The organism is Paenibacillus sp. S-38 (genome assembly GCF_049942825.1).
GTDB lineage: Bacteria > Bacillota > Bacilli > Paenibacillales > NBRC-103111 > Paenibacillus_G.
Map to the genome: position 1 here is coordinate 3103254 of NZ_CP187970.1, position 20037 is coordinate 3123290.

Consider the following 20037-nt stretch of genomic DNA (forward strand, 5'->3'; position numbering starts at 1 on the left):
CCCCCGGATGTGGATGCGGATATGGGAAGGGCTGTGGGAAGGCCACAGGGGCAAGACGCTCGGCGTGCTGGCGGGCAGCGCGCTCGGACTCATTTATTTGTTCTTTGGCCTGTGGCGTATGTTAATCTTTGTCCTTATCGTATATACTGGGTATTATATAGGGAAAAAGATGGACCGAGGCGAACCGGTGTTTCCCGCAGAAGACACTTGGCGCTGGCTGATGGACAAATGGAGACTGTTCCGATAGAATCCTTGGGATAGCCCCAAGGATTTTCTTATGGCCAGAGGGCAGATTAGACAGACAGATGTAATGAGGGGCTGCTTCCCTGCGGGGAGCAGGCTTACCACAGGAGGACGTAACGAGAATGAGAAGAAGATTGGCCAGAGAGCTGGCAGTCCAGAGCTTATACCAACTGGAGATGAACGAAGTGACATCCGTGGATGCGATCGCCCACGTGGTCGAGGAAGCGCAGACGGAGGACGAGGGGCAGCTCACGCGCGAGCGCGACCAGATCGCCACGCCGGCCGTACAAGAGCTCGTGGAAGGCACTGTAGCCTACAAGCGTCAGATCGACGGCCTGCTGTCGGATTACCTCAAGGGCTGGCAGATGGACAGGCTCTCCCGGGTGGATCGGCAGATTCTTCGACTGGCCGCTTACGAGATGGTGTTCCGGGATGATGTGCCGCCCAAGGTCGTGGTCAACGAAGCCATCGAGATGGCCAAGCACTTCGGTACGGACGAATCGGGGAAATTCGTCAACGGCGTGCTCGGCAAGATGATCAAGGATCTGGATACGCTCCGCAAGCCGGATACCGCACCAGAAGCTTAACAGGGACGAGGAGGAAACGGAATGTCTGCACAGGTAATCAACGGGAAAGAAATCGTGGGCGCATACCGCGCTGAGATCAAGGAACAGGTGGAAGCTCTGAAAGGCCGCGGCGTCCAGCCCGGTCTTGCTGTCGTGATCGTAGGGGACGATCCGGCTTCGCACGTGTATGTCCGCAATAAGGCGAAAGCCTGTGAGGAAGCGGGGATGCATTCGGAAGTGTACAAGCTGCCGGAAGCGACGCCGGAAGCGGAAGTCCTTGAGCTGATCGCGAAGCTCAACGGCGATGCATCCATCCATGGGATTCTGGTGCAGTCGCCGCTGCCGAGGCACATCTCCGAGGAGCGGATTGTGGAGAGCATCGACCCGGCCAAGGATGTGGACTGCTTCCACCCGGTGAACGTGGGCAACCTCATGATCGGCAAGGAAGGCCCTGCTCCGTGCACGCCGGCCGGCGTCATTGAGATCCTGAAGAAGATCGGCGTTGAGATCGCCGGCAAGCATGCGGTGGTGATCGGGCGCAGCAACATCGTCGGCAAGCCGATGGCCATGCTGCTGCTCCGCGAGCATGCGACGGTAACCGTCTGTCATTCCCGCACGCAGAATATGGAGGAGATCACCCGTCAGGCGGATATTCTCGTGGCGGCGGTCGGCCGGCCGAAGATGATTAACCGCAGCCATGTGAAGCCGGGAGCCGTCGTGATCGACGTGGGCATCAACCGTCTCGAGACCGGCAAGCTGGCCGGCGACGTGGACTTCGACGATGTGCTCGACACAGCCGGCTGGATCACGCCCGTGCCGGGCTGCGTCGGACCGATGACCATCACGATGCTGCTGCGCAACACGCTCGAGTCGGCCCAGCGTACGGCCCAGACGGAAGCGGTACGGTAGAGAGCCATGGCTACGGTCAGGGACAATCCGGTGAAGGACAAGCAGGTCTATTCGATCAAAGAACTGAACCGCTTCATCAAGATGCTGCTCGAAGGCAACAACCGGCTGCAGGATGTATGGGTGCGCGGGGAGATCTCCAACTTCACCCACCACTCCTCCGGCCATATGTACTTTACGCTGAAGGATGCGGACAGCCGGCTGAAGAGCATCATGTTCTCATCTTATAACCAGAGGCTCCCCTTTATTCCGAAGGAAGGCACCAAAGTGCTGGCCTGCGGCAACATCTCGGTGTATGAGCGGGACGGGCAGTATCAGTTCTATGTAACCCAGATGCAGCCGGACGGCATTGGCAGCCTGTATCTCGCCTTCGAGCAGCTGAAGAAGAAGCTTGAGACGGAAGGGCTGTTCGATCCGCAGTGGAAGAAGCCGCTTCCGAAGTACCCCCGCAGCATTGGGGTCATTACTTCGCCTACAGGGGCGGCGGTGCGGGATATCATCATCACGCTGCAGCGCCGGTTTCCGAATGTGCCTGTCGTTCTTTATCCCGTACTCGTGCAGGGCAAGGGAGCGGCGCCTTCCATCGTGAAGGCGATTAAGGAAATGAATGCGCGTGCGGAAGCCGACGTGCTGATCGTCGGGCGCGGCGGCGGCTCGCTGGAGGAGCTCTGGGCGTTCAATGAGGAGATTGTCGCACGGGCCATTGCGGCTTCGCGGATTCCGGTCATTTCGGCCGTAGGGCACGAAACGGACTTCACGATCGCGGACTTCGCCGCGGACCTGCGTGCCGCGACGCCAACCGCCGCCGCCGAGCTGGCGGTTCCCCACCACCTGGAGCTGAAGCAGCAGGTGGGCTACCTGCGCCAGGGGCTGCAGGCGGGGCTGAACAAGCAGCTCGAGCGCAGCCGTGAGAAGCTGAGAAGACTGCAGCGCTCGCCGTACCTCACGGACCCGCGGCGGCAGCTGCTGCTGCACCCCGCCCAGCGGCTCGACCGTCTGCGGGAACAGCTGGCTTTCAAGGCGAATGCCCGGGTCACCCGGGCGCAGGACCGGCTGATCCGGACGGAGCGCCGGCTTGCCTCGTTTAACCCGCGGGAGCATGTCATCTACTCCCGGCGGCGGCTCGATACGGCCGGACGCCTGCTTCGGCAGGCAATGCAGTCCGAGCTGAAGAAAAAAACCCAGGAACTCGTATCCGCGATGCGGCAGCTTGATGCGCTCAGTCCGCTCAAGGTAATGCAGAGGGGATACGGCCTTGTATATGACGAAAGAGAACAAGAGCTGGTGAAATCCGTCCGTCAGGTGCAGATTGGGGATATCTTGAAGCTGCGCCTGGTTGACGGCCGGATTGACTGCCATGTCTGGTCAATGGAGGAGAAACCGGATGACAACGCAGGAAGCGACGCCTAGTTTTGAGCAGGCAATGGAGCAGCTGGAGCGCATCGTAGCCCAGCTGGAGAGCGGAGACGTGCCGCTGGAGAAGGCGATCGAGCTGTTCCAGGAAGGAATGCGGCTGTCCCAGCTCTGCGGGCAGAAGCTGGAGCAGGTCGAACGCAAGATCGAGATTCTGGTGGAACAGGAAGGCGGCATGGTGAAGAAGCCGTTCCAGCCGGGTGAAGGGGAAACGCGATGAATGCGGAAGCAGGCATTAAGGAATATATTACGGCCCTGGCCGGCCGCATCGAAGACGAGCTGAAGACCTCGCTGCCGGAGCAGTGGAGCGTGCCGGGCGCCCTCAGGGAATCGGTCATGTACTCGCTGATGGCCGGCGGCAAGCGGCTTCGGCCGATTCTCGTGCTGGCGGCGGCGGAAGCGCTGCAGGGCCGGGCCGAAGCGGCCATGCCGGCCGCTCTCGCGGTAGAGATGATTCACACGTATTCCCTGATCCATGACGACCTGCCGGCGATGGACAATGACGACTACCGCCGCGGGAAGCTCACGAATCACAAGGTATACGGCGAAGCGATGGCCATCCTGGCCGGGGACGCCCTGCTCACGCATGCCTTCCATACGGCGGTGCAGGCGGCTAGGCGCCACGGGGTACCGGCCGACGTGATCGTGGACATAGTGGAAGAGTTGTCGCGGCTTGCCGGTGCGCCGGGAATGGTCGGCGGCCAGGCGGCCGACATGCTCGGGGAGCAGGGGCTGACGAAGCTCGAGGAGCTCGAGTACATCCACTTGCACAAGACCAGCGATCTCATCGTGTTCTCGCTGAAGGCCGGAGGACGGATTGCAGGCGCGACAAGCGCCCAACTCGACGCCCTTGAGCGCTTCGGCACCTGTATCGGCCTCGCTTTCCAGATCCAGGACGATATCCTGGACCTGATCGGGGACGAGCAGAAGCTGGGCAAGCCGGTGCAGAGCGATGTCAAGCAGGGCAAGGTAACCTACCCTTACTTCATCGGCATTGAAGCCTCGGAAGCGAAGGTCGAGGAGCTTACCCTGGAAGCGAAGAATGCGATCGCAAACGGCGGGTTTCCCGCGCCGAGGCGCCTCTTGGAGCTGGCGGATTACCTCATGAAGCGCGATCATTAGAACAAAAACAGGCAAACATACGTACGGCTTCGGCTCAAGATGAATTTGAGCCGCCGCTTGCCGTGTGCTATAATGACCACGTATGCGCTGTCACTAATCGTTCACAGGCCATTCGTTTGTAGTGGCCGATACGTGCCCCGCGTTCCGCTTCAGGCTGCGGGAGGTATAAAGAGCGGAAAGTTATCGCACACTGGATAAACCTGGTGTATACCCTAAGGATGGGCATACGCCCGGCGTGTATGGCAGCGGGCCTGCCGCCGCTTCAGGCCAAAGGGACAGTGGTTTTTGGAGAAGAATCAGCAATGGATACCGATTATGTTTTCATTCAGATCAGGGAGCATCCGCTTCCTTGGGTTTCTTTGTCTTGCGTTCACCGGGCATCGTCTCGGCATCAAGCGGTAAGGCATCAGGCAATTACATTCCAACGACGGAAAGCGAGGGAACAAGCGTGCTGCTCGATCAAATTCACGGGCCGGAAGACCTGAAAGCTCTGACGGCTGAACAGCTGGAGCAACTGGCTGCGGAAACGAGACAGTTTCTTATCGAGAAGCTATCGGTCACCGGCGGTCACCTCGCGTCGAACCTTGGTGTTGTCGAGTTAACGATTGCTCTGCACTATTTGTTTGACAGTCCAACGGACAAATTCATATATGATGTCGGTCATCAATCTTATGTTCATAAGATGCTGACCGGCCGGATGGGGCGGTTCGATACGCTCCGCAAGTATCACGGCATGTGCGGCTTCGTCAAGCGCGCGGAGAGCGAGCATGATGTCTGGGAAGCCGGACACAGCAGCACCTCGCTCTCGGCGGCGATGGGGATGGCGGTCGCCCGCGACCTGAACAGGGATGCCAACCGCGTCGTCGCTCTGATCGGAGACGGCGCGCTGACCGGCGGGATGGCGCTGGAAGCGCTGAACCATATCGGCCACGAGAAGCGGAAGCTGATGGTCATTCTGAACGATAATGAGATGTCCATCGCGCCGAACGTAGGCGCGCTGAGCAATTACCTGGCACGGATCCGCTCCGACCGCCATTACAAGAAAGCGAAGGAAGAAGTCGAGCATCTGATCAAGAAGGTGCCGGCGATCGGGGGGACACTGGCCAAAACGGCCGAGCGCCTCAAGGATGCCTTCAAGTACATGGTGGTGCCGGGCGTATGGTTCGAAGAGCTGGGGCTCACCTACTTCGGGCCGATCGACGGGCATAACCTGCCGCTGCTAATCGAGACCCTGAAGCAGGCCGACAAGGTGAACGGTCCGGTGCTCGTGCACGTGATTACGACCAAAGGCAAAGGCTATTCGCCTGCGGAAGCCGACTCCCATACGTGGCATGGGATCTCGCCGTACAAGATCGAATCCGGCCAGGTGCTGAAGACGGTAGGCCCGCCGATGTATACGGAAGTGTTCGGCAAGACGCTGATCGAGCTCGCGGAACAGGATCCGCGGCTGGTCGCCATCACGCCGGCCATGCCGGGCGGCTCCGGTCTGCTCCCCTTCGCGAAGCGGTTCCCGGACCGGATGTTCGATGTGGGCATTGCCGAACAGCATGCCGCTACGTTCTCGGCGGGACTTGCGACCATCGGGCTGAAGCCGGTATTCGCCGTCTACTCGACCTTCCTGCAGCGTGCGTATGACCAGGTCGTGCACGACATCTGCCGTGCGAACCTCAATGTCATCTTTGCCATCGACCGTGCGGGCTTCGTAGGTCCGGACGGCGAGACGCATCACGGGGTATACGATATCGCGTATTTGCGCAGTATTCCGAACATGGTGCTCATGATGCCGAAGGACGAGAACGAGCTGCGGCACATGATGAAGACGGCGGTAAGCTATAATGACGGGCCGATTGCCGTCCGTTATGCGCGGATCAATGGACTTGGGGTTCCGATGGATGAGACGCTGAAGGAGATCCCGATCGGCACCTGGGAGGTCGTACGTCCGGGCAATGACGCGGTCATTCTGGCTGTCGGTCCGATGATCCCGGCGGCTCTCGAAGCAGCCGAGGCCATGGCCAAGGAAGGCACACAGGTTCGTGTCGTCAACGCTCGGTTCATCAAGCCGATGGACGAAGCGATGCTGAATGCCATTGCGGGCGAAGATATCCCGGTTATCACGGTGGAGGAGGGGACCCAGCTCGGCGGCTTCGGCAGCGGCGTACTGGAGTTCTACTCTCTGCAGGGCATCTACGGCCTGCGGATCAAGCTGGTCGGCGTACCGGATTATTTCGTGGAGCATGGCTCCGTGAAGGAGCAGCGCCAGGAAGTAGGGCTGACAGCCGAACGGCTCGTTCAAGAGCTGCAGACGCTCGTTCCCCGCAAGAGACAGCGCGCTTAAGCGCCCATTCAAGGAGCAATCATGGCAGGAGAAAAGATAGAGAAAGAACGGCTGGACGTCTTGCTCGTAGAGCAGGGCTATTACGAAACACGGGAGAAAGCCAAGGCGGCGATCATGGCGGGGCTCGTGCTCGTATCGGGTGAGCCGGTCGACAAGGCCGGCACGAAGGTGCCCCGCACCTCGCCGATTACGGTCAAGGGGGCTATCCATCCGTATGTCAGCCGCGGCGGCCTCAAGCTGGAGAAGGCGCTGAAGACCTTCGGCATCCCCCTCGAGGGAGTGACGATGCTCGATATCGGCGCCTCGACGGGCGGCTTCACCGACTGCGCGCTGCAGAACGGCGCGGCCTATGTGTATGCCGTCGATGTGGGCTATAACCAGCTCGACTGGTCGCTGCGCAAGGACCCCCGGGTATGTGTTATGGAGCGGACGAACTTCCGCCACATGCAGCCCGGGGAGCTTCCAGGTCCGGTACCGACCTTCGCTTCCATCGACGTCAGCTTCATCTCGCTGAAGCTGATCCTTCCGCCGCTGAAGGCAATTCTCGCTCCCGGCGGGGCCGTGGCTTGTCTCATCAAGCCGCAGTTTGAAGCGGGGCGCGAGAAGGTGCCGAAGACCGGCGTAGTGAAGGAGCCCGAGGTACACCGCGAAGTGCTGGAGTCCGTTCTGGCTTTTGCACAGGAGATTGGCTTCTCGGTCAAGGGACTGACTTACTCCCCGATCAAGGGCGGGGAAGGCAATATCGAATTCCTGGCTTATCTTGGGAATTCGGACGAGCAGGGGATCACCGGCGAAGCGCTCGGCCAGTGCATCCGGCAGGTCATTCAAGAGTCGCAAAACATGCAGAGCTCATCTTAACGGATGAGTTTTTTTAATAAAAACGCATGACCCCCTTCAGTCCGCCCCTTCACCTAGGGCACCAATCCGGCAGTCTTACGGGAGCGGCAGATGCTGCAGGCAAGTGGTTAGGCAGTGAGCGATCCTGTTGGAATCTGATGTCGAGGTGAAGCGCATGCAGAGCGGCGACGGATTCATCATTCTGCTGGTGGTGGCGGTGCTGGGCGGTTGGCTTTACTTGGCCGCACGGTCCAGGATGAAAGAAGTGGTGGAAGAGGAAGGACTGCCGGAGCTGTTGAGCGGGCTTGAAGAGCCGCCCGAAGACGAAGCGTCCCAGCTGCTGAAGGATCTCGGATACGAGGTGCTGAGCGGCAAAAAACGGGTAATGCTGGATATTGCGGTTAACCGCCGGGAAACGCTGCACAGCCGGCTCTTCATCGATTATGTGGCGCAGAGGGACGGCGCTTATTATGCCGTGAAGGTAGCCAAGGAGCGTATGCCCCTCGAGAGGACGGGCAGTGCCATCAGAGAAAGGCTGCTGGTCTACCAGCTGCTTTATCCCCAGACCGCAGGCGTGCTGTATGTGAACCTGCAGGGAGGTACCGTGGATTGTTACGAGTTCGAGCTGCAGGTCGCAAACGAATAGGGAGGAAATCATGAAAGGCCAACGGCATATCAAAATTCGCGAAATCATCACGAACAATGAAATCGAGACGCAGGACGAGCTGGTGGAGCAGCTCCGGAATGCGGGCTTCCATGTCACGCAGGCGACCATCTCCCGTGATATTAAGGAGCTTCATCTCGTCAAGGTGCCGCTGGATGACGGCCGGTACAAATATTCGGTGCCTGCCGATCAACGGTATAATCCGCTGCAGCGGCTGCGGCGGGCGCTGAACGATCACTTCGTACATATCGATTACACGGAGAATCTGGTTGTGCTGAAGAGCCTGCCGGGTACGGCCAACACCATTGCCGCACTGATTGATTCGCTCGAGTGGAATGAGATCATGGGAACGATCTGCGGGGACGATACGGTCCTTATCATCTGCCGCAACCGGGACCACAGCACACATGTGGTGAATCAAGTCCTGGGGATGCTGAGCTGACCCGCAAATCTATAGTGTGAAGAGGTGCATGAATATGCTGCTGGAATTATCCATTCGTCATTTGGCGGTGATCGAGCACGTCGAACTGCACTGCAAGAGAGGCTTTCATGTGCTGACGGGCGAAACGGGCGCGGGCAAATCGATTATTATCGACGCGCTGAGCCTGATTGCGGGAGGGCGCAGCTCCACGGATCTGGTCAGGTACGGAAGTGACAAGGCCACGATTGAAGCGCTGTTCCAGATTGCATCCGATCATCCGGTCTGGAGCGTTGTGGCACGGATAGGAATAGAACCCGGGGAAGATGAGCATCTTATCATACGCAGAGAAATAACGGCAGCGGGCAAAAGCACGAGCAGGGTGAACGGTCATCTGGTCAATCTCGCTACGCTGAAGGAGATTGGAGAATGGCTCGTCAACATCCACGGACAGCACGAGCACCAATCTCTGTTCAAGATCGAGGAGCATATCCGCTGGCTTGATCTGTTCGGAGAGAGCCGGATTCTCCCGGTCAAGCGGGAGTACCAGCAGGCATTCGACGCTTATCAGGCGGTTCGCAGGCAGGTGCGCGAGCTGCAGGAGACGAGTAAGCAGGCACTGCAAATGCTGGACCTGTACCGGTTTCAGGTCGAGGAGATCCGTTCCGCGAAGCTCAAGGCGGGGGAGGACGAGGCCCTCGGCGATGAGAAGCGGAAGCTCGCGAACGCCGAAAGACTGTACCAGAACGCGTCGGACGCCTATGATCTGCTCTATGGCAATAAGGGGCTTGACGCCGTATCGAAGGCGGTGCAGAAGCTTCAGGATATCGCACCGCTGGATACCGCCAAGTTGGGACCGCTGGTGGAGCAGGTGCAGAGCGCTTTCTACCAGCTGGAGGATGCGGCGTATCAAGTACGGGACTACCGGGAGGAGATCGAATTCGATCCGGTGCGTCTCGATTTCATCGAACAGCGGCTCGACACGATCTCTTCACTGCGGCGGAAGTACGGAGAGAATGTCGCGGAGATTCTGGCGCATGCCGACAAGATTGAACGGGAACTCGATCTCATCGAGAACAAGGATGAGAAGCTGCAGCAGCTTCAGAAGGAAGAAGCCAAAGCGAGGGAGAACGTCGATCGACTGGCGGACAGGCTCACCGTGGAACGAATGGCGGTAGCCGAGGAACTCGCCGGCGAGATCGTATCCGAGCTTCGCGGTCTCCATATGGAGCGGACGCAGTTCAAAGTCAACTTTGCGCCGCACGAAGGGCCGCAGCGCAAGCTGACGAGAGAAGGCGGCGATCTCGTCGAATTCCTCATCTCGGCGAACCCCGGAGAGCCGCTCCGCTCCCTGAGCAAGATTGCATCAGGCGGGGAGATCTCCCGGGTGATGCTTGCCCTGAAGTCGATCTTTGCGCGGGTGGACCGGATTCCGGTGCTCGTATTCGACGAGGTCGACACAGGGGTGAGCGGGCGTGCGGCGCAGGCGATCGCCGAAAAGATGTCGAAGCTCGCTGACGCGTGCCAAGTGTTCTCGATTACCCACCTGCCACAGGTAGCCTGCATGGCGGATGTGCATTATCTCATTCATAAGCGTGTTGACGGCAACCGCACTTATACGAATATCGATGATTTGAACGAGAACGGCCGGATTCACGAACTGGCCCGGATGCTCGGCGGGGTCGAAGTGACCGACAAGACGCTGCAGCACGCGCAGGAAATGCTCGGTCTGGCAAATGATAAGAAGGCAAGGATGGTCTGAGAGCTTAGGGAGCAATTACGTAACATAAAAGAAATCCCGTGAGGCAATCTTAAAGGTACACAAACGGCGGTGCACATTGCAGGTGTGACACGGAGAGGCGGCCCTGGTGCCGCCTTCCGTGCCCGCTAAGCAGGAAGCAAGGGAGCGTGAGCGAATTGAGTTCCAACCAGAGAAAAAGATTGATTGGATTACTGCTCGTCCTCTTCGTTTGTTTGGGTAGCCTGACCACGCCTTTCCGCAGCTTTGCCTCATTCCCCGAGGAAGTCCGGCTCTTCACCGGACAGCAAGCCCATCTGCAGCTATCAATGCCGGTCAATGCGATGGTGACCGTGTCCCACCCGGAGATCCTGAAGGTGAACGGCACGGCGGAGCACTCATTCCAAGTGGATTTACATCATCCGATTTCGCTTCAGACTTATAAGGCAGGGCAGACGGAGATGAAGCTGAAGCTCTTCGGAGCGATACCGCTCAAGACCGTCAAAGTGAATGTGGTTCCCGACCTCAAGGTCATTCCCGGCGGCCAGACCATCGGCGTCAAGCTGAAGTCGGCCGGCATCATGGTTGTGGGCCATCACCTGGTTGCCGTGGCCGAGGACAAGAAGACCTCCCCCGGCGAAGAAGCCAAGGTGCTGCTTGGCGACCTCATCGTCAAGATGAACGGGAAGCCGGTAAGCGAGGTCAGCAAGGTGGCGGAGCTTGTCAAAGCGGCAGGTGAAGCCAAGAAAGAAATTATGCTGACGATCGTCCGCGGCACGGAAACATTCGATATTGCGATCACGCCAGCCTATGACATCGTAGACAAAGCCTACCGTCTCGGGCTCTATATCCGCGATTCGGCTGCAGGCGTAGGGACGCTGACGTTCTACGCTCCGGATCAAGGAGTATATGGCGCCCTGGGACATGTGATTACCGATATGGACACCCAGACTCCGATCAAGGTCGGCAACGGGGAGATCGTGCATTCCAACGTAACATCCATCTCCAAGAGCCAGAACGGCGAGCCGGGGGAGAAGCGTGCGATCTTCCCGAAGGACGGGAAAGCCATCGGCAACATCGAACGCAATACGCAGTTTGGCATCTTCGGCAAAATGTTCGAGTCGCCCAGCCATAGTCTCAGTGAAAAGGCGCTTCCGGTAGCTTTTGCAGAGGAAGTGAAGGAAGGACCCGCCCAGATCTATACGGTGGTAGGCGGACAGAAGGTGGAGAAGTTCGATATTGAAGTGGTACATGTCGCGAAGCAGGATTATCCGGCGACCAAGGGCATGGTGATCAAGATTACCGACCCGAGACTGCTGGAGAAGACGGGCGGCATTGTCCAAGGGATGAGCGGAAGTCCGATCATCCAGAACGGCAAAGTCATCGGCGCGGTCACCCACGTCTTCGTCAACGATCCGACCAGCGGCTACGGCTGCTTTATCGAATGGATGCTGCAGGATGCCGGCATCATGCTGAGGCCGACGACAGGGGATGTACAGGAACTGAAGGCGAGTTAGCGGCCTTCAGTTTTTTTATATGTGTAGGGATGTTGAGGAGAGGGATTGAGGAAACGGATGACGCGCTGTAAGGATTCCTGCGGTCAGCCTTTGCCGCTTTCGCCGAGCTGATGTCGATAAATGTATAATGATGGATTAAATTAATTATTATAAAATATCATCGAAAAAAAATCCAGAAAAATAATATTCGACAGAAGGAATTTTGATGCCCATGTCGAATTCATAAGCTAGGTAAAAAATGCTAAAGTCAATTGCCGTAAATGAAGGAGGAGTTAGACGTTGCAAACCATTGAAGTTCTTTTAGCAGACGACAATCGGGAGTTTACGAATCTGCTTTCGGAGTTTATCGACGATCAGGACGATATGAGGGTTGCCGGTGTTGCCTATAACGGAAACGACGTGCTGCGTTTGATCGAACAAAGCGCCAAGGTGCCGGACGTACTCATTTTGGATATTATTATGCCGCATCTTGACGGTCTCGGGGTCCTCGAGAAGCTCCGCGAGATGGACTTGAACCCGCAGCCGAAGATCATCATGCTGACGGCCTTCGGCCAGGAGAATATCACCCAGAAGGCTGTACAGCTTGGCGCCTCCTACTATATTCTGAAGCCGTTTGACATGGAGATCCTCACGAACCGCATCCGCCAGCTGGTCTCGACCAACCAGTCGATGCCGATGATGTCCAATTCTTCCGGAATGAAGAATGTGGTGCAGCTGCCGAAGGGCAAGAATCTCGACGCGAACATTACGACAATTATCCATGAGATCGGCGTGCCTGCGCACATCAAGGGCTATCAGTATCTGCGTGAAGCGATTACGATGGTCTACAACAACATCGAGATTCTGGGTGCGATCACGAAGACGCTGTATCCGGCGATTGCCGAGAAATACAAGACGACTCCGAGCCGCGTCGAACGCGCCATCCGTCATGCGATTGAAGTCGCTTGGACGCGCGGCAACATCGACAGCATTTCGCACCTGTTCGGCTACACCATCAATATCTCCAAGGCGAAGCCGACCAACTCGGAATTCATCGCGATGGTCGCCGACAAACTGCGAATCGAGCACAAGGTTTCTTGAAAGGGAGCCGGCTCAGACCCTGGGGATGAATAACATATCGTTAGTCTTCCGGGTCGTTATATGCCGGTGAGGTTAGGGCTGTAACACACCAAAAAGAATGGCGCTGGGACGGGTAAGGTCCAAGCGTCATTCTTGTATAATATGTGGCGTCAGAGGTCTGGAACCGGCAACCGGCATATCCGGCGCCCACGGTCAGGAAGTGAACGTTGCCTGAGGTTCCTGCAGTTCGCTTGAGCCGCCCCAGAGCGTAAGGTCCCAGAAGGTATACAGGGATTTGCTGTACGGCACGCGATTGATTTCCACACAGTCCGCGTCTACTTCCGTAACCTGTCCCGCATCGATCCGTTGTTCGCCGCGCAGCACCATTACGTCGACTTCGCAGGCGGCGGCAATTCTCAGTTTCAAATCACTGTCCAGACAATACATACTCATCCCTCCGTTAACTTGTGTATCCGTTAGCATATATATCGGAAGAATGAAGCCATCTTTTAACAGCCAACATGAAAAAAAAGCCGAACGGCAGCGTCCGGCAGTGGGTTTCCCGCTTGTACAGACATAAGGGCGAGAGAAGATAAAAGCTAAGGTCTGATATCGCATTTGTTTTTGATGAAAGAAATCTGATTCTCCAGGCGGTTGATCCGCTCGGAAGCGAGCGCGTCCACATCGGGGCCTCGGCCTCTCAGCTCTGCAAGCTCGCTGAGCAGCGCATGAAGATCCTGGCCTGCTTCGGCGCAGTCGTAATTGCTTTCGAGATGTTCAAGCATCTTCGTGCACCTCCTTCGTTGTGAATTGGCTCCCTTAGTATGGGGTGCACAAGAAAGAGTCATGCCGCCTTACCCCAGCCAATTACAGGATCGGCTGCGACGTATGAACAAGCTGCTTGTCTTCCTGCCCGTGTTCCGAATAGATAGCGTGAGCCCAATCCATCCATCCTTCCGGAAGCCGTTTCATCAGGAAGGCACGGACTTCGCTGCCCGAGCAGGCGAGATCATATATCAACTTCTCATAGGTATGCAGGATCGTATCGAAGTCCAGACCCACATCCTCCATCAACAACTCCTTCAATGCGCTGTCGTTATCACTGAAGATACGGTAGACCAAGCCATCATAAATTTCCGTAATCAGACCATCCTGAACACGAACAATTTTTTGACAAGTTTTTTGCATTGAATCTACTCCTTGCACTGGGATACCACACATTATAGCACAGCATTTTCCTCTGGTTTGTAGAATTTTGTAAGTGTTTTCGTGTTTTTTTTGTTTTTTGTGCTTTTATTTTTGCGCTGAACCGCATACCTCCCTGAGCGGGTGGGAAGGATAATCCGGGTACAGCCTGGAGGTGGAGCAGATGCAAATGGAATCGAAAACGGACTCTTACAAAATCGGCGTCGGGCACATGAAAGAGCATATGCCCGCTATGGTCGATGCATACCATGGTTTTACGGGCAGCTGTTTCGCTCCCGGTGCACTGGAGGAAAAGCAAAAGCAGCTGATCGCACTTGGCATTGCGCTCTATGCGAATAATGAGGTGTGCACGATGTATCATGTGGAGGAAGCTTTGTCCAAAGGAGCTTCGAAGCAGGAAGTGCTGGAGGCGATGGCCGTGGCTGCCGCTGTCGGCAGCGGGCATATTCTCTCCCAGGGCGTGACCCGTGTCCAGCAGGCGCTGGGCTCTCTCACTTACGGAAAGCAGTAGCAGCCAGAGAAAAAAAAGGGAGTAGGCGGGGGCCTATCCCTTTTTGCGTTTGTTGGCCCGGAACCGGGGGGCCACATAATTGCGCTTGCGGTCACGGAAGAAAATCCAGCCGCCGATAAAGGCAACCCCTGCAGCAAACAGCAGGAGGCCAAAAAGCAGCTTGCCCCACTGGATGCCGGGGTCGGAGACGTTCAGATCGAATTGGGCGAACCAGGCATCCTTGACGGCCAAGAACCCATAGGTGGCCATAAGGCCGGGGATGACCAGCATCAGGATAGCGATAAATCGGTAGAATGGGGCTTTCATGCAGGCTCCTTCTTCATCCGGCAGAGGCCGGACACGGTCGACTTATGGCATGAACTTCTGCTCCGTAAGGAGGTCAGAGGCCATGCATACCCTACTAAGTTACCATAAATCCGTGCCGGATTCATGCATGTTCACAAATTGGACCTATATTTCTTACGGGAAGTAGAGGTAGAATAGAGAGAATGACCTAACGCAGGAGGAATGGTAAGATGTCCCAAAATTTTGACGTGGTGGTGCTCGGAGGCGGAGTAGGCGGTTATTCTGCAGCGATCCGGGCCGCGCAGCTCGGCAAGTCTGTGGCCATTGTGGAAGAGGACAAGCTCGGAGGCACATGCCTGCACAGAGGGTGTATTCCAAGCAAGGCACTGCTGCGCAGCGCCGAAGTATATGCATTAGTGAAGGAAAGCACAAGATTCGGAATCGAAACCGGGGAGATGAAGCTGAACTTCCCGCAGGTGCTGCGCCGCAAGAATGAAGTGGTCGAAGGCCTGCATACCGGCCTGCAGTATCTCATGCGCAAACATAAAATACAGGTGTTCTATGGCAAAGGCCGGGTGATCGGACCGTCGATCTTCTCGCCGCGCAGCGGAGCGGTTTCCGTCGAGCAGGCGGATGGGGAGATTCTCTCCCTTGTACCGGAGGCGCTGATTCTCGCAACCGGATCGCGGCCTCGTGTGCTGCCGGGTCTGGAGCCGGATGGGGTTACCGTACTAAGCAGCGATGACGCGCTGCGGATGGAAGAGCTGCCGGCCTCGATGCTGATCATCGGAGGCGGGGTCATCGGTGTTGAATGGGCATCCATGCTCAGCGATTTCGGGGTGAAGGTGACGGTTGCCGAAGTAGGCCCAAGGCTTGTGCCGGGGGAAGAAGAGGACATCTCCCGGGAGCTCGAGCGGCTGCTCAGAAAGCGCGGGGTCACGATCCATACCGGCTGCACGGTGCTGCCCGAAACGTACCGAAGGAATGCCGCCGGGTTATCCATCGAGGCGGAGCAGCGGGGAGAGCGCATGGTGCTCGAAGCCGGGGCAGCGCTGGTCAGCGTAGGCCGGCAGGCGAACGTGGAAGGGATCGGCCTCGAGAATACGGACGTGAAGATTGAGGGAGGTTTCATCCGGGTGAACGCCTCGATGCAGACGGCCGAGCACCATATATATGCCGTGGGCGACTGCACCGGAGGTGTACAGCTGGCGCATGCCGCCGGCCACGAGGGCATCGCCGCCGCAGAGCATATCTGCGGGCAGGAGACGCACCGCTATGCACCGCACCGGATTCCGAGATGCGTGTATTCGCGTCCGGAGATGGCCTCGGTCGGCTGGACGGAGGCACAGGCCAAGGAACGCGGCCATGAGGTCAAAACGTCCAAGGTCCACTTCCAGGCGCTCGGCAAGGCGCTCGTGCTGGGAGAGACGGACGGGTTCGTGAAGGTCGTCGCAGATGCACGCACGAACGATATCCTCGGCGTTCATATGATCGGCGCGCATGTGACCGACTATATTTCGGAAGCCGTGCTGGCACAGCTGCTGGAGGCGGCGCCTTGGGAGGTCGGGACTGCGATGCATCCTCACCCGACACTGTCCGAGATCCTCGGCGAGGCAATGCTTGCCGTGGACGGCCGGTCGATCACGATGTAGGCAGCTTTGACCCGAGAGGGATAATGAAGAACTAATGAATCTCTTCATACTAAATTGTTTTCATATTCGGAAGAGATTATAATATAGATGTATTAGGTAGTATTAGCACCTGGTATTAGACCCAGCCCTTGTGCCGGGTCAGTATCCTACAAGGAGGGTTCCTCCCATGTCCATCGGACAAATGCATAAACACCGCCAGCTTGGTCTCACGGATGCGCAGGTCGTCGAGATGTATACATATATGCTGAAGGCCCGTATGTTTGACGAGCGCGGCTTCGTGCTGCAGCGTTCCGGCAAGATCGCCTTCCACGTTTCGGGGATCGGCCAGGAGACGGCGCAGGTTGCTGCGGCGTACGCCCTGCAGAAGGGAAAGGATTATTTTCTGCCGTATTACCGTGACTACGGCTTCGTATTGACCGTTGGTATGACGATCAAGGAGCTGCTCCTCTCCGTCTTCGCCAAGGCCGAAGACCCGAACAGCGGGGGCCGGCAGATGCCGGGCCACTTCAGTCATAAGAAGCTGAATATCGTGACGGGCTCCTCGCCGGTCACCACCCAGGTTCCGCACGCCGCAGGCTTCGCCCTGGCTGCAAAGATGCAGCGCAAGGACTTCGTCTCGTTCGTCACTTTCGGGGACGGGTCGAGCAACCAGGGAGACTTCCATGAAGGCTGCAACTTCGCCGGCGTGCACAAGCTCCCTGTCATCTTCATGTGCGAGAACAACCAATACGCGATCTCCGTACCGCTGCACAAGCAGACGGCTGGCAGCATCGCCGAGCGGGCGGCCGGCTACGGCTTCCCCGGCGTGAAGGTCGACGGCCGTGATCCGCTTGAGGTGTACCGCGTCGTCAAGGAAGCCCGCGAACGGGCGGTCCGCGGAGAAGGGCCGACTCTGATCGAAGCGGTCATGTACCGCATTCCGCCCCACTCCACCTCGGACAACGATCTGCTGTACCGCACCAAGGAGGAAGTGGAGGAGAACCGGGCGAAGGACGGACTCCCGGTCTTCCGGCAGTATCTGGTTCAGGCGGGGCTGTGGAGCGACGAGCAGGAAGCGGAGCTGGCGGAGCTCATCAAGGCGGAGCTGACCGAGGCGACCCAATACGCCGAGCAGGCGCCGTTCCCGCTCCCCGAGGATACGCTGCGGCATGTATACGCGGAAGAGGAGGGGCGCTAGCATGGCGGTGATTACATATCTTGAGGCCATCCGGACGGCCATGAAAGAAGAGATGGAGCGCGACGAGTCGGTCTTCGTGCTCGGCGAGGACGTAGGCAAGGGCGGCGTGATGAACGCGACCAAGGGACTGCGCGACCAGTTCGGCGAAGAGCGCGTGATGGATACGCCGCTGGCGGAATCCGCCATCGCCGGGGTAGCCATCGGGGCGGCCATGTACGGCATGAAGCCGATCGCCGAGATGCAGTACGCAGATTTCATCTTCCCGGCGACGAACCAGATCATCTCCGAGGCGGCGCTGATCCGCTACCGCTCCAATAACGATTGGAACTGCCCGGTGGTCGTACGGGCTCCTTACGGGGCGACGGGCGGCGGGGCGCTCTATCATTCCCAGTGTCCGGAATCGGTATTCTTCGGCATTCCGGGCCTGAAAATCGTCGCTCCTTCGAATCCGTACGATGCGAAGGGGCTGCTTAAGGCGGCGGTCCGGGATGCGGATCCGGTCCTGTATTTTGAGCATAAGAAGTGCTATCTCGGCATTACCGGCGAGGTGCCTGAAGAGGATTACATCGTGCCGATCGGCAAGGCGGACGTGAAGCGGGAGGGAACGGATATCACCGTGATTTCCTACGGCATTACGGTCCAATACGCCCTGCGGGCTGCGGAGGAGCTGGCCGCGGAAGGCATTTCCGCGCATGTGCTTGATCTGCGGACACTGCAGCCGCTCGATAAGGAAGCGATCCTGGCTGCCGTTTCGAAGACAGGCAAAGTGCTGATTATACATGAAGACAACAAGACAGGGGGCGTCGGGGCCGAGGTGTCGGCTATCATCGCCGAAGAGCTGCTCTTCGAGCTCGATGCGCCGATCATGCGCCTGTGCGGTCCCGATGTGCCTGCCGTGGGGATGAATCCTCCGATGGAGAAATTCTTCCTGCTCAGCACGGACAAAATCATGGAAGCCATGCGCAAGCTGGCCTTGTTCTAGGAGGATAAGCTACATGAGCGAGAAGACGAGAGGAACCGCCGTTCCCGTACCCCACCTGGCCGAGAGCCTGGTGTCGGCTACGGTCGGCAAGTGGCTGAGGCAGCCCGGCGATATCATCGAGCAGTACGATGTGCTTTGCGAGCTGATCACGGATAAAGTGACCGTGGAAATGCCTTCGCCTATCGCAGGACGACTCGTCAGTCTGGTGGTCGCCGAAGGGGAAACCGCTCCTGTGGGCGCACCGCTTTGCTATATTGAGGAGCCGAATGCGGGGGCCGCATCGGGCAGCCCGGCTAAGCCGGCGGCGGGGGCTCCGGCAGGGACGACCCGGCCTGCAGGCCCGGCGTCCTCGGATGTGGGCATGCGCAGCAGATATTCGCCGGCCGTACTGAAGCTGGCGGCCGAGCACGGGATCGCGCTGGACTCCCTCAGCGGCAGCGGTCTTGGCGGGCGCATCACGCGCAAGGATGTCGAGGCGTATATCGCAGCAGGCGGAGCAGCCAATCCAGCAGGCGCTGGCATACAGGGCGGGGTGATGCCGGTGGCGCAGGCCGATCGTAACGCAGCGGCTGCTGCAGCGGCCGAAGGCGTCTTCGTGCCGTCTTCACCTAAGATGCCGGTCCGCACGACGGGAATCCACCTGTCGGAGAATCCACCGCATACCAATGTGGAGGCTGAGGGCCACCATACCGGAGGGCGCGAATACCTGGTGGACGTGACGCCGGTGCGCAGCATCATTGCGAGCCGGACACGCCAGAGCGTGACCGAGATCCCGCATGCATGGACGATGATCGAAGTGGACGTGACGAACCTGGTGCATCTGCGCAACAAGCTCAAGGGCGAATTCATGAAGCAGGAAGGCATCAACCTGACCTACCTGGCGTTCGTGCTGAAGGCGGTCGTCAATGCGATTAAGGACTACCCGATCATGAACTCGGTCTGGGGCGTAGACAAGATTATCGTGAAGAAGGACATCAATATTTCGCTGCTGGTGGGGACGGAGGACTTTGTCCTGTCGCCGGTCATCAAGAAGGCCGACGAAAAAACAATTGCCGGCCTTGCCCGCGAGATCGATGATCTGACCAAGCGGGGAAGAGCCGGCAAGCTGTCGCTGAGCGAACTCGAAGGCGGGACGTTCACGGTGAACAACACCGGGTCGTTCGGATCGATTCTTTCTTATCCGATCATCAATTATCCGCAGGCCGCGATCCTGACCTTCGAGTCCATCGTGAAGAAACCGGTGGTGATTCAGGATATGATCGCCGTACGTTCCATCGCGAACATGTGCCTGTCCCTCGACCACCGGATCCTTGACGGCGTCATCTGCGGCCGCTTCCTTCAGCGGGTGAAGGAGAACCTGGAAGGGTACAACCAGGAGACGAAGCTCTACTGAGTTCCGTACGTCT

Annotated in this window: 22 protein-coding genes; 18 read left to right on the forward strand and 4 right to left on the reverse strand. The window is 58.0% G+C overall.

Annotated features, from left to right (window positions below):
• Positions 1-7 precede the first annotated feature (7 nt).
• From ACP26L_RS14230 to spo0A, 13 genes are all read left to right on the forward strand, one after another.
• Positions 8-247 carry a DUF2273 domain-containing protein gene (locus tag ACP26L_RS14230; RefSeq protein WP_426453413.1) on the forward strand — a complete coding sequence of 80 codons (240 nt, stop codon included), beginning with the start codon at positions 8-10 and terminating at the stop codon, positions 245-247.
• A gap of 118 nt (positions 248-365) precedes the next feature.
• Complete coding sequence (gene nusB, locus ACP26L_RS14235) at positions 366-830, forward strand: transcription antitermination factor NusB (RefSeq protein ID WP_426453415.1); 465 nt, start codon at positions 366-368, stop codon at positions 828-830.
• Positions 831-851: 21 nt separating this feature from the next.
• Positions 852-1718 carry a bifunctional methylenetetrahydrofolate dehydrogenase/methenyltetrahydrofolate cyclohydrolase FolD gene (folD, locus tag ACP26L_RS14240; protein ID WP_426453417.1) on the forward strand — a complete coding sequence of 289 codons (867 nt, stop codon included), beginning with the start codon at positions 852-854 and terminating at the stop codon, positions 1716-1718.
• 6 nt (positions 1719-1724) lie between these two features.
• A complete protein-coding gene (gene xseA, locus ACP26L_RS14245; protein ID WP_426453418.1) occupies positions 1725-3125 on the forward strand; it encodes an exodeoxyribonuclease VII large subunit in 1401 nt (466 codons plus the stop codon).
• A complete protein-coding gene (xseB, locus tag ACP26L_RS14250; RefSeq protein ID WP_426453419.1) occupies positions 3100-3348 on the forward strand; it encodes an exodeoxyribonuclease VII small subunit in 249 nt (82 codons plus the stop codon). The genes xseA and xseB overlap by 26 nt, the downstream gene beginning before the upstream one ends.
• Positions 3345-4250: a polyprenyl synthetase family protein gene (locus tag ACP26L_RS14255; RefSeq protein WP_426453421.1), complete on the forward strand. Its 906-nt coding sequence runs from the start codon at positions 3345-3347 to the stop codon at positions 4248-4250. The genes xseB and ACP26L_RS14255 overlap by 4 nt, the downstream gene beginning before the upstream one ends.
• 448 nt (positions 4251-4698) lie before the next feature.
• The gene (dxs, locus tag ACP26L_RS14260; RefSeq protein ID WP_426454945.1) at positions 4699-6585 is read left to right on the forward strand and encodes a 1-deoxy-D-xylulose-5-phosphate synthase; all 1887 of its coding nucleotides are present in this window, start codon (positions 4699-4701) and stop codon (positions 6583-6585) included.
• Between the two features lie 21 nt (positions 6586-6606).
• Positions 6607-7443 (forward strand): TlyA family RNA methyltransferase, encoded by an 837-nt coding sequence (locus tag ACP26L_RS14265; RefSeq protein ID WP_426453422.1) that lies wholly within the window; start codon positions 6607-6609, stop codon positions 7441-7443.
• Between the two features lie 127 nt (positions 7444-7570).
• Entirely contained in the window at positions 7571-8068 is a 498-nt protein-coding gene (locus tag ACP26L_RS14270; RefSeq protein ID WP_426453424.1) for a hypothetical protein, read from the forward strand.
• Positions 8069-8078: 10 nt separating this feature from the next.
• Positions 8079-8528 (forward strand): transcriptional regulator AhrC/ArgR, encoded by a 450-nt coding sequence (gene ahrC, locus ACP26L_RS14275; protein ID WP_013916406.1) that lies wholly within the window; start codon positions 8079-8081, stop codon positions 8526-8528.
• 34 nt (positions 8529-8562) lie between these two features.
• Positions 8563-10266, forward strand: a complete 1704-nt coding sequence (gene recN / locus ACP26L_RS14280) for a DNA repair protein RecN (RefSeq protein ID WP_426453426.1) — start codon at positions 8563-8565, stop codon at positions 10264-10266.
• Positions 10267-10421: 155 nt separating this feature from the next.
• Positions 10422-11759 (forward strand): SpoIVB peptidase, encoded by a 1338-nt coding sequence (gene spoIVB, locus ACP26L_RS14285; protein ID WP_426454946.1) that lies wholly within the window; start codon positions 10422-10424, stop codon positions 11757-11759.
• A 279-nt stretch (positions 11760-12038) separates the two neighbouring features.
• A complete protein-coding gene (spo0A, locus tag ACP26L_RS14290; protein ID WP_426453428.1) occupies positions 12039-12839 on the forward strand; it encodes a sporulation transcription factor Spo0A in 801 nt (266 codons plus the stop codon).
• Between the two features lie 192 nt (positions 12840-13031).
• Here the strand turns inward: spo0A and ACP26L_RS14295 are convergent, their stop codons facing one another.
• The 3 genes from ACP26L_RS14295 to ACP26L_RS14305 form a co-directional block, all read right to left on the reverse strand.
• A complete protein-coding gene (locus ACP26L_RS14295; RefSeq protein ID WP_426453430.1) occupies positions 13032-13244 on the reverse strand; it encodes a hypothetical protein in 213 nt (70 codons plus the stop codon).
• Between the two features lie 173 nt (positions 13245-13417).
• Positions 13418-13603 (reverse strand): DUF2524 domain-containing protein, encoded by a 186-nt coding sequence (locus ACP26L_RS14300; protein ID WP_426453432.1) that lies wholly within the window; start codon positions 13601-13603, stop codon positions 13418-13420.
• Positions 13604-13685: 82 nt separating this feature from the next.
• Positions 13686-14006 carry a hypothetical protein gene (locus tag ACP26L_RS14305; protein WP_426453434.1) on the reverse strand — a complete coding sequence of 107 codons (321 nt, stop codon included), beginning with the start codon at positions 14004-14006 and terminating at the stop codon, positions 13686-13688.
• 229 nt (positions 14007-14235) lie between these two features.
• Between ACP26L_RS14305 and ACP26L_RS14310 the strand changes: the two genes are divergently transcribed.
• Positions 14236-14535 (forward strand): carboxymuconolactone decarboxylase family protein, encoded by a 300-nt coding sequence (locus ACP26L_RS14310; protein WP_426454948.1) that lies wholly within the window; start codon positions 14236-14238, stop codon positions 14533-14535.
• Between the two features lie 33 nt (positions 14536-14568).
• Here ACP26L_RS14310 and ACP26L_RS14315 read toward each other — a convergent pair whose 3' ends face one another.
• Complete coding sequence (locus ACP26L_RS14315; RefSeq protein WP_426453435.1) at positions 14569-14841, reverse strand: DUF2627 domain-containing protein; 273 nt, start codon at positions 14839-14841, stop codon at positions 14569-14571.
• Positions 14842-15050: 209 nt separating this feature from the next.
• Between ACP26L_RS14315 and lpdA the strand changes: the two genes are divergently transcribed.
• The 4 genes from lpdA to ACP26L_RS14335 all read left to right on the forward strand — a co-directional run bounded on the left by lpdA (position 15051) and on the right by ACP26L_RS14335 (position 20024).
• Positions 15051-16472 (forward strand): dihydrolipoyl dehydrogenase, encoded by a 1422-nt coding sequence (lpdA, locus tag ACP26L_RS14320; protein ID WP_426453437.1) that lies wholly within the window; start codon positions 15051-15053, stop codon positions 16470-16472.
• A gap of 166 nt (positions 16473-16638) precedes the next feature.
• On the forward strand, positions 16639-17649 hold the full coding sequence (locus ACP26L_RS14325; RefSeq protein WP_426453439.1) for a thiamine pyrophosphate-dependent dehydrogenase E1 component subunit alpha: 1011 nt from the start codon (positions 16639-16641) through the stop codon (positions 17647-17649).
• 1 nt (position 17650) lies between these two features.
• The gene (locus ACP26L_RS14330; RefSeq protein ID WP_426453441.1) at positions 17651-18631 is read left to right on the forward strand and encodes an alpha-ketoacid dehydrogenase subunit beta; all 981 of its coding nucleotides are present in this window, start codon (positions 17651-17653) and stop codon (positions 18629-18631) included.
• Between the two features lie 13 nt (positions 18632-18644).
• Complete coding sequence (locus ACP26L_RS14335; RefSeq protein ID WP_426453443.1) at positions 18645-20024, forward strand: dihydrolipoamide acetyltransferase family protein; 1380 nt, start codon at positions 18645-18647, stop codon at positions 20022-20024.
• The last annotated feature ends 13 nt before the right edge of the window (positions 20025-20037 follow it).

Bases quoted from the DNA above. Each gene is read 5' to 3' on its own strand.
- ACP26L_RS14230 (WP_426453413.1), top strand. From the start codon at position 8: ATGTGGATGCGGATATGGGAAGGGCTGTGGGAAGGCCACAGGGGCAAG.
- nusB (WP_426453415.1), top strand. From the start codon at position 366: ATGAGAAGAAGATTGGCCAGAGAGCTGGCAGTCCAGAGCTTATACCAA.
- folD (WP_426453417.1), top strand. From the start codon at position 852: ATGTCTGCACAGGTAATCAACGGGAAAGAAATCGTGGGCGCATACCGC.
- xseA (WP_426453418.1), top strand. From the start codon at position 1,725: ATGGCTACGGTCAGGGACAATCCGGTGAAGGACAAGCAGGTCTATTCG.
- xseB (WP_426453419.1), top strand. From the start codon at position 3,100: ATGACAACGCAGGAAGCGACGCCTAGTTTTGAGCAGGCAATGGAGCAG.
- ACP26L_RS14255 (WP_426453421.1), top strand. From the start codon at position 3,345: ATGAATGCGGAAGCAGGCATTAAGGAATATATTACGGCCCTGGCCGGC.
- ACP26L_RS14265 (WP_426453422.1), top strand. From the start codon at position 6,607: ATGGCAGGAGAAAAGATAGAGAAAGAACGGCTGGACGTCTTGCTCGTA.
- ahrC (WP_013916406.1), top strand. From the start codon at position 8,079: ATGAAAGGCCAACGGCATATCAAAATTCGCGAAATCATCACGAACAAT.
- recN (WP_426453426.1), top strand. From the start codon at position 8,563: ATGCTGCTGGAATTATCCATTCGTCATTTGGCGGTGATCGAGCACGTC.
- ACP26L_RS14300 (WP_426453432.1), bottom strand. From the start codon at position 13,603: ATGCTTGAACATCTCGAAAGCAATTACGACTGCGCCGAAGCAGGCCAG.
- ACP26L_RS14305 (WP_426453434.1), bottom strand. From the start codon at position 14,006: ATGCAAAAAACTTGTCAAAAAATTGTTCGTGTTCAGGATGGTCTGATT.
- ACP26L_RS14310 (WP_426454948.1), top strand. From the start codon at position 14,236: ATGAAAGAGCATATGCCCGCTATGGTCGATGCATACCATGGTTTTACG.
- ACP26L_RS14315 (WP_426453435.1), bottom strand. From the start codon at position 14,841: ATGAAAGCCCCATTCTACCGATTTATCGCTATCCTGATGCTGGTCATC.
- lpdA (WP_426453437.1), top strand. From the start codon at position 15,051: ATGTCCCAAAATTTTGACGTGGTGGTGCTCGGAGGCGGAGTAGGCGGT.
- ACP26L_RS14325 (WP_426453439.1), top strand. From the start codon at position 16,639: ATGTCCATCGGACAAATGCATAAACACCGCCAGCTTGGTCTCACGGAT.
- ACP26L_RS14330 (WP_426453441.1), top strand. From the start codon at position 17,651: ATGGCGGTGATTACATATCTTGAGGCCATCCGGACGGCCATGAAAGAA.
- ACP26L_RS14335 (WP_426453443.1), top strand. From the start codon at position 18,645: ATGAGCGAGAAGACGAGAGGAACCGCCGTTCCCGTACCCCACCTGGCC.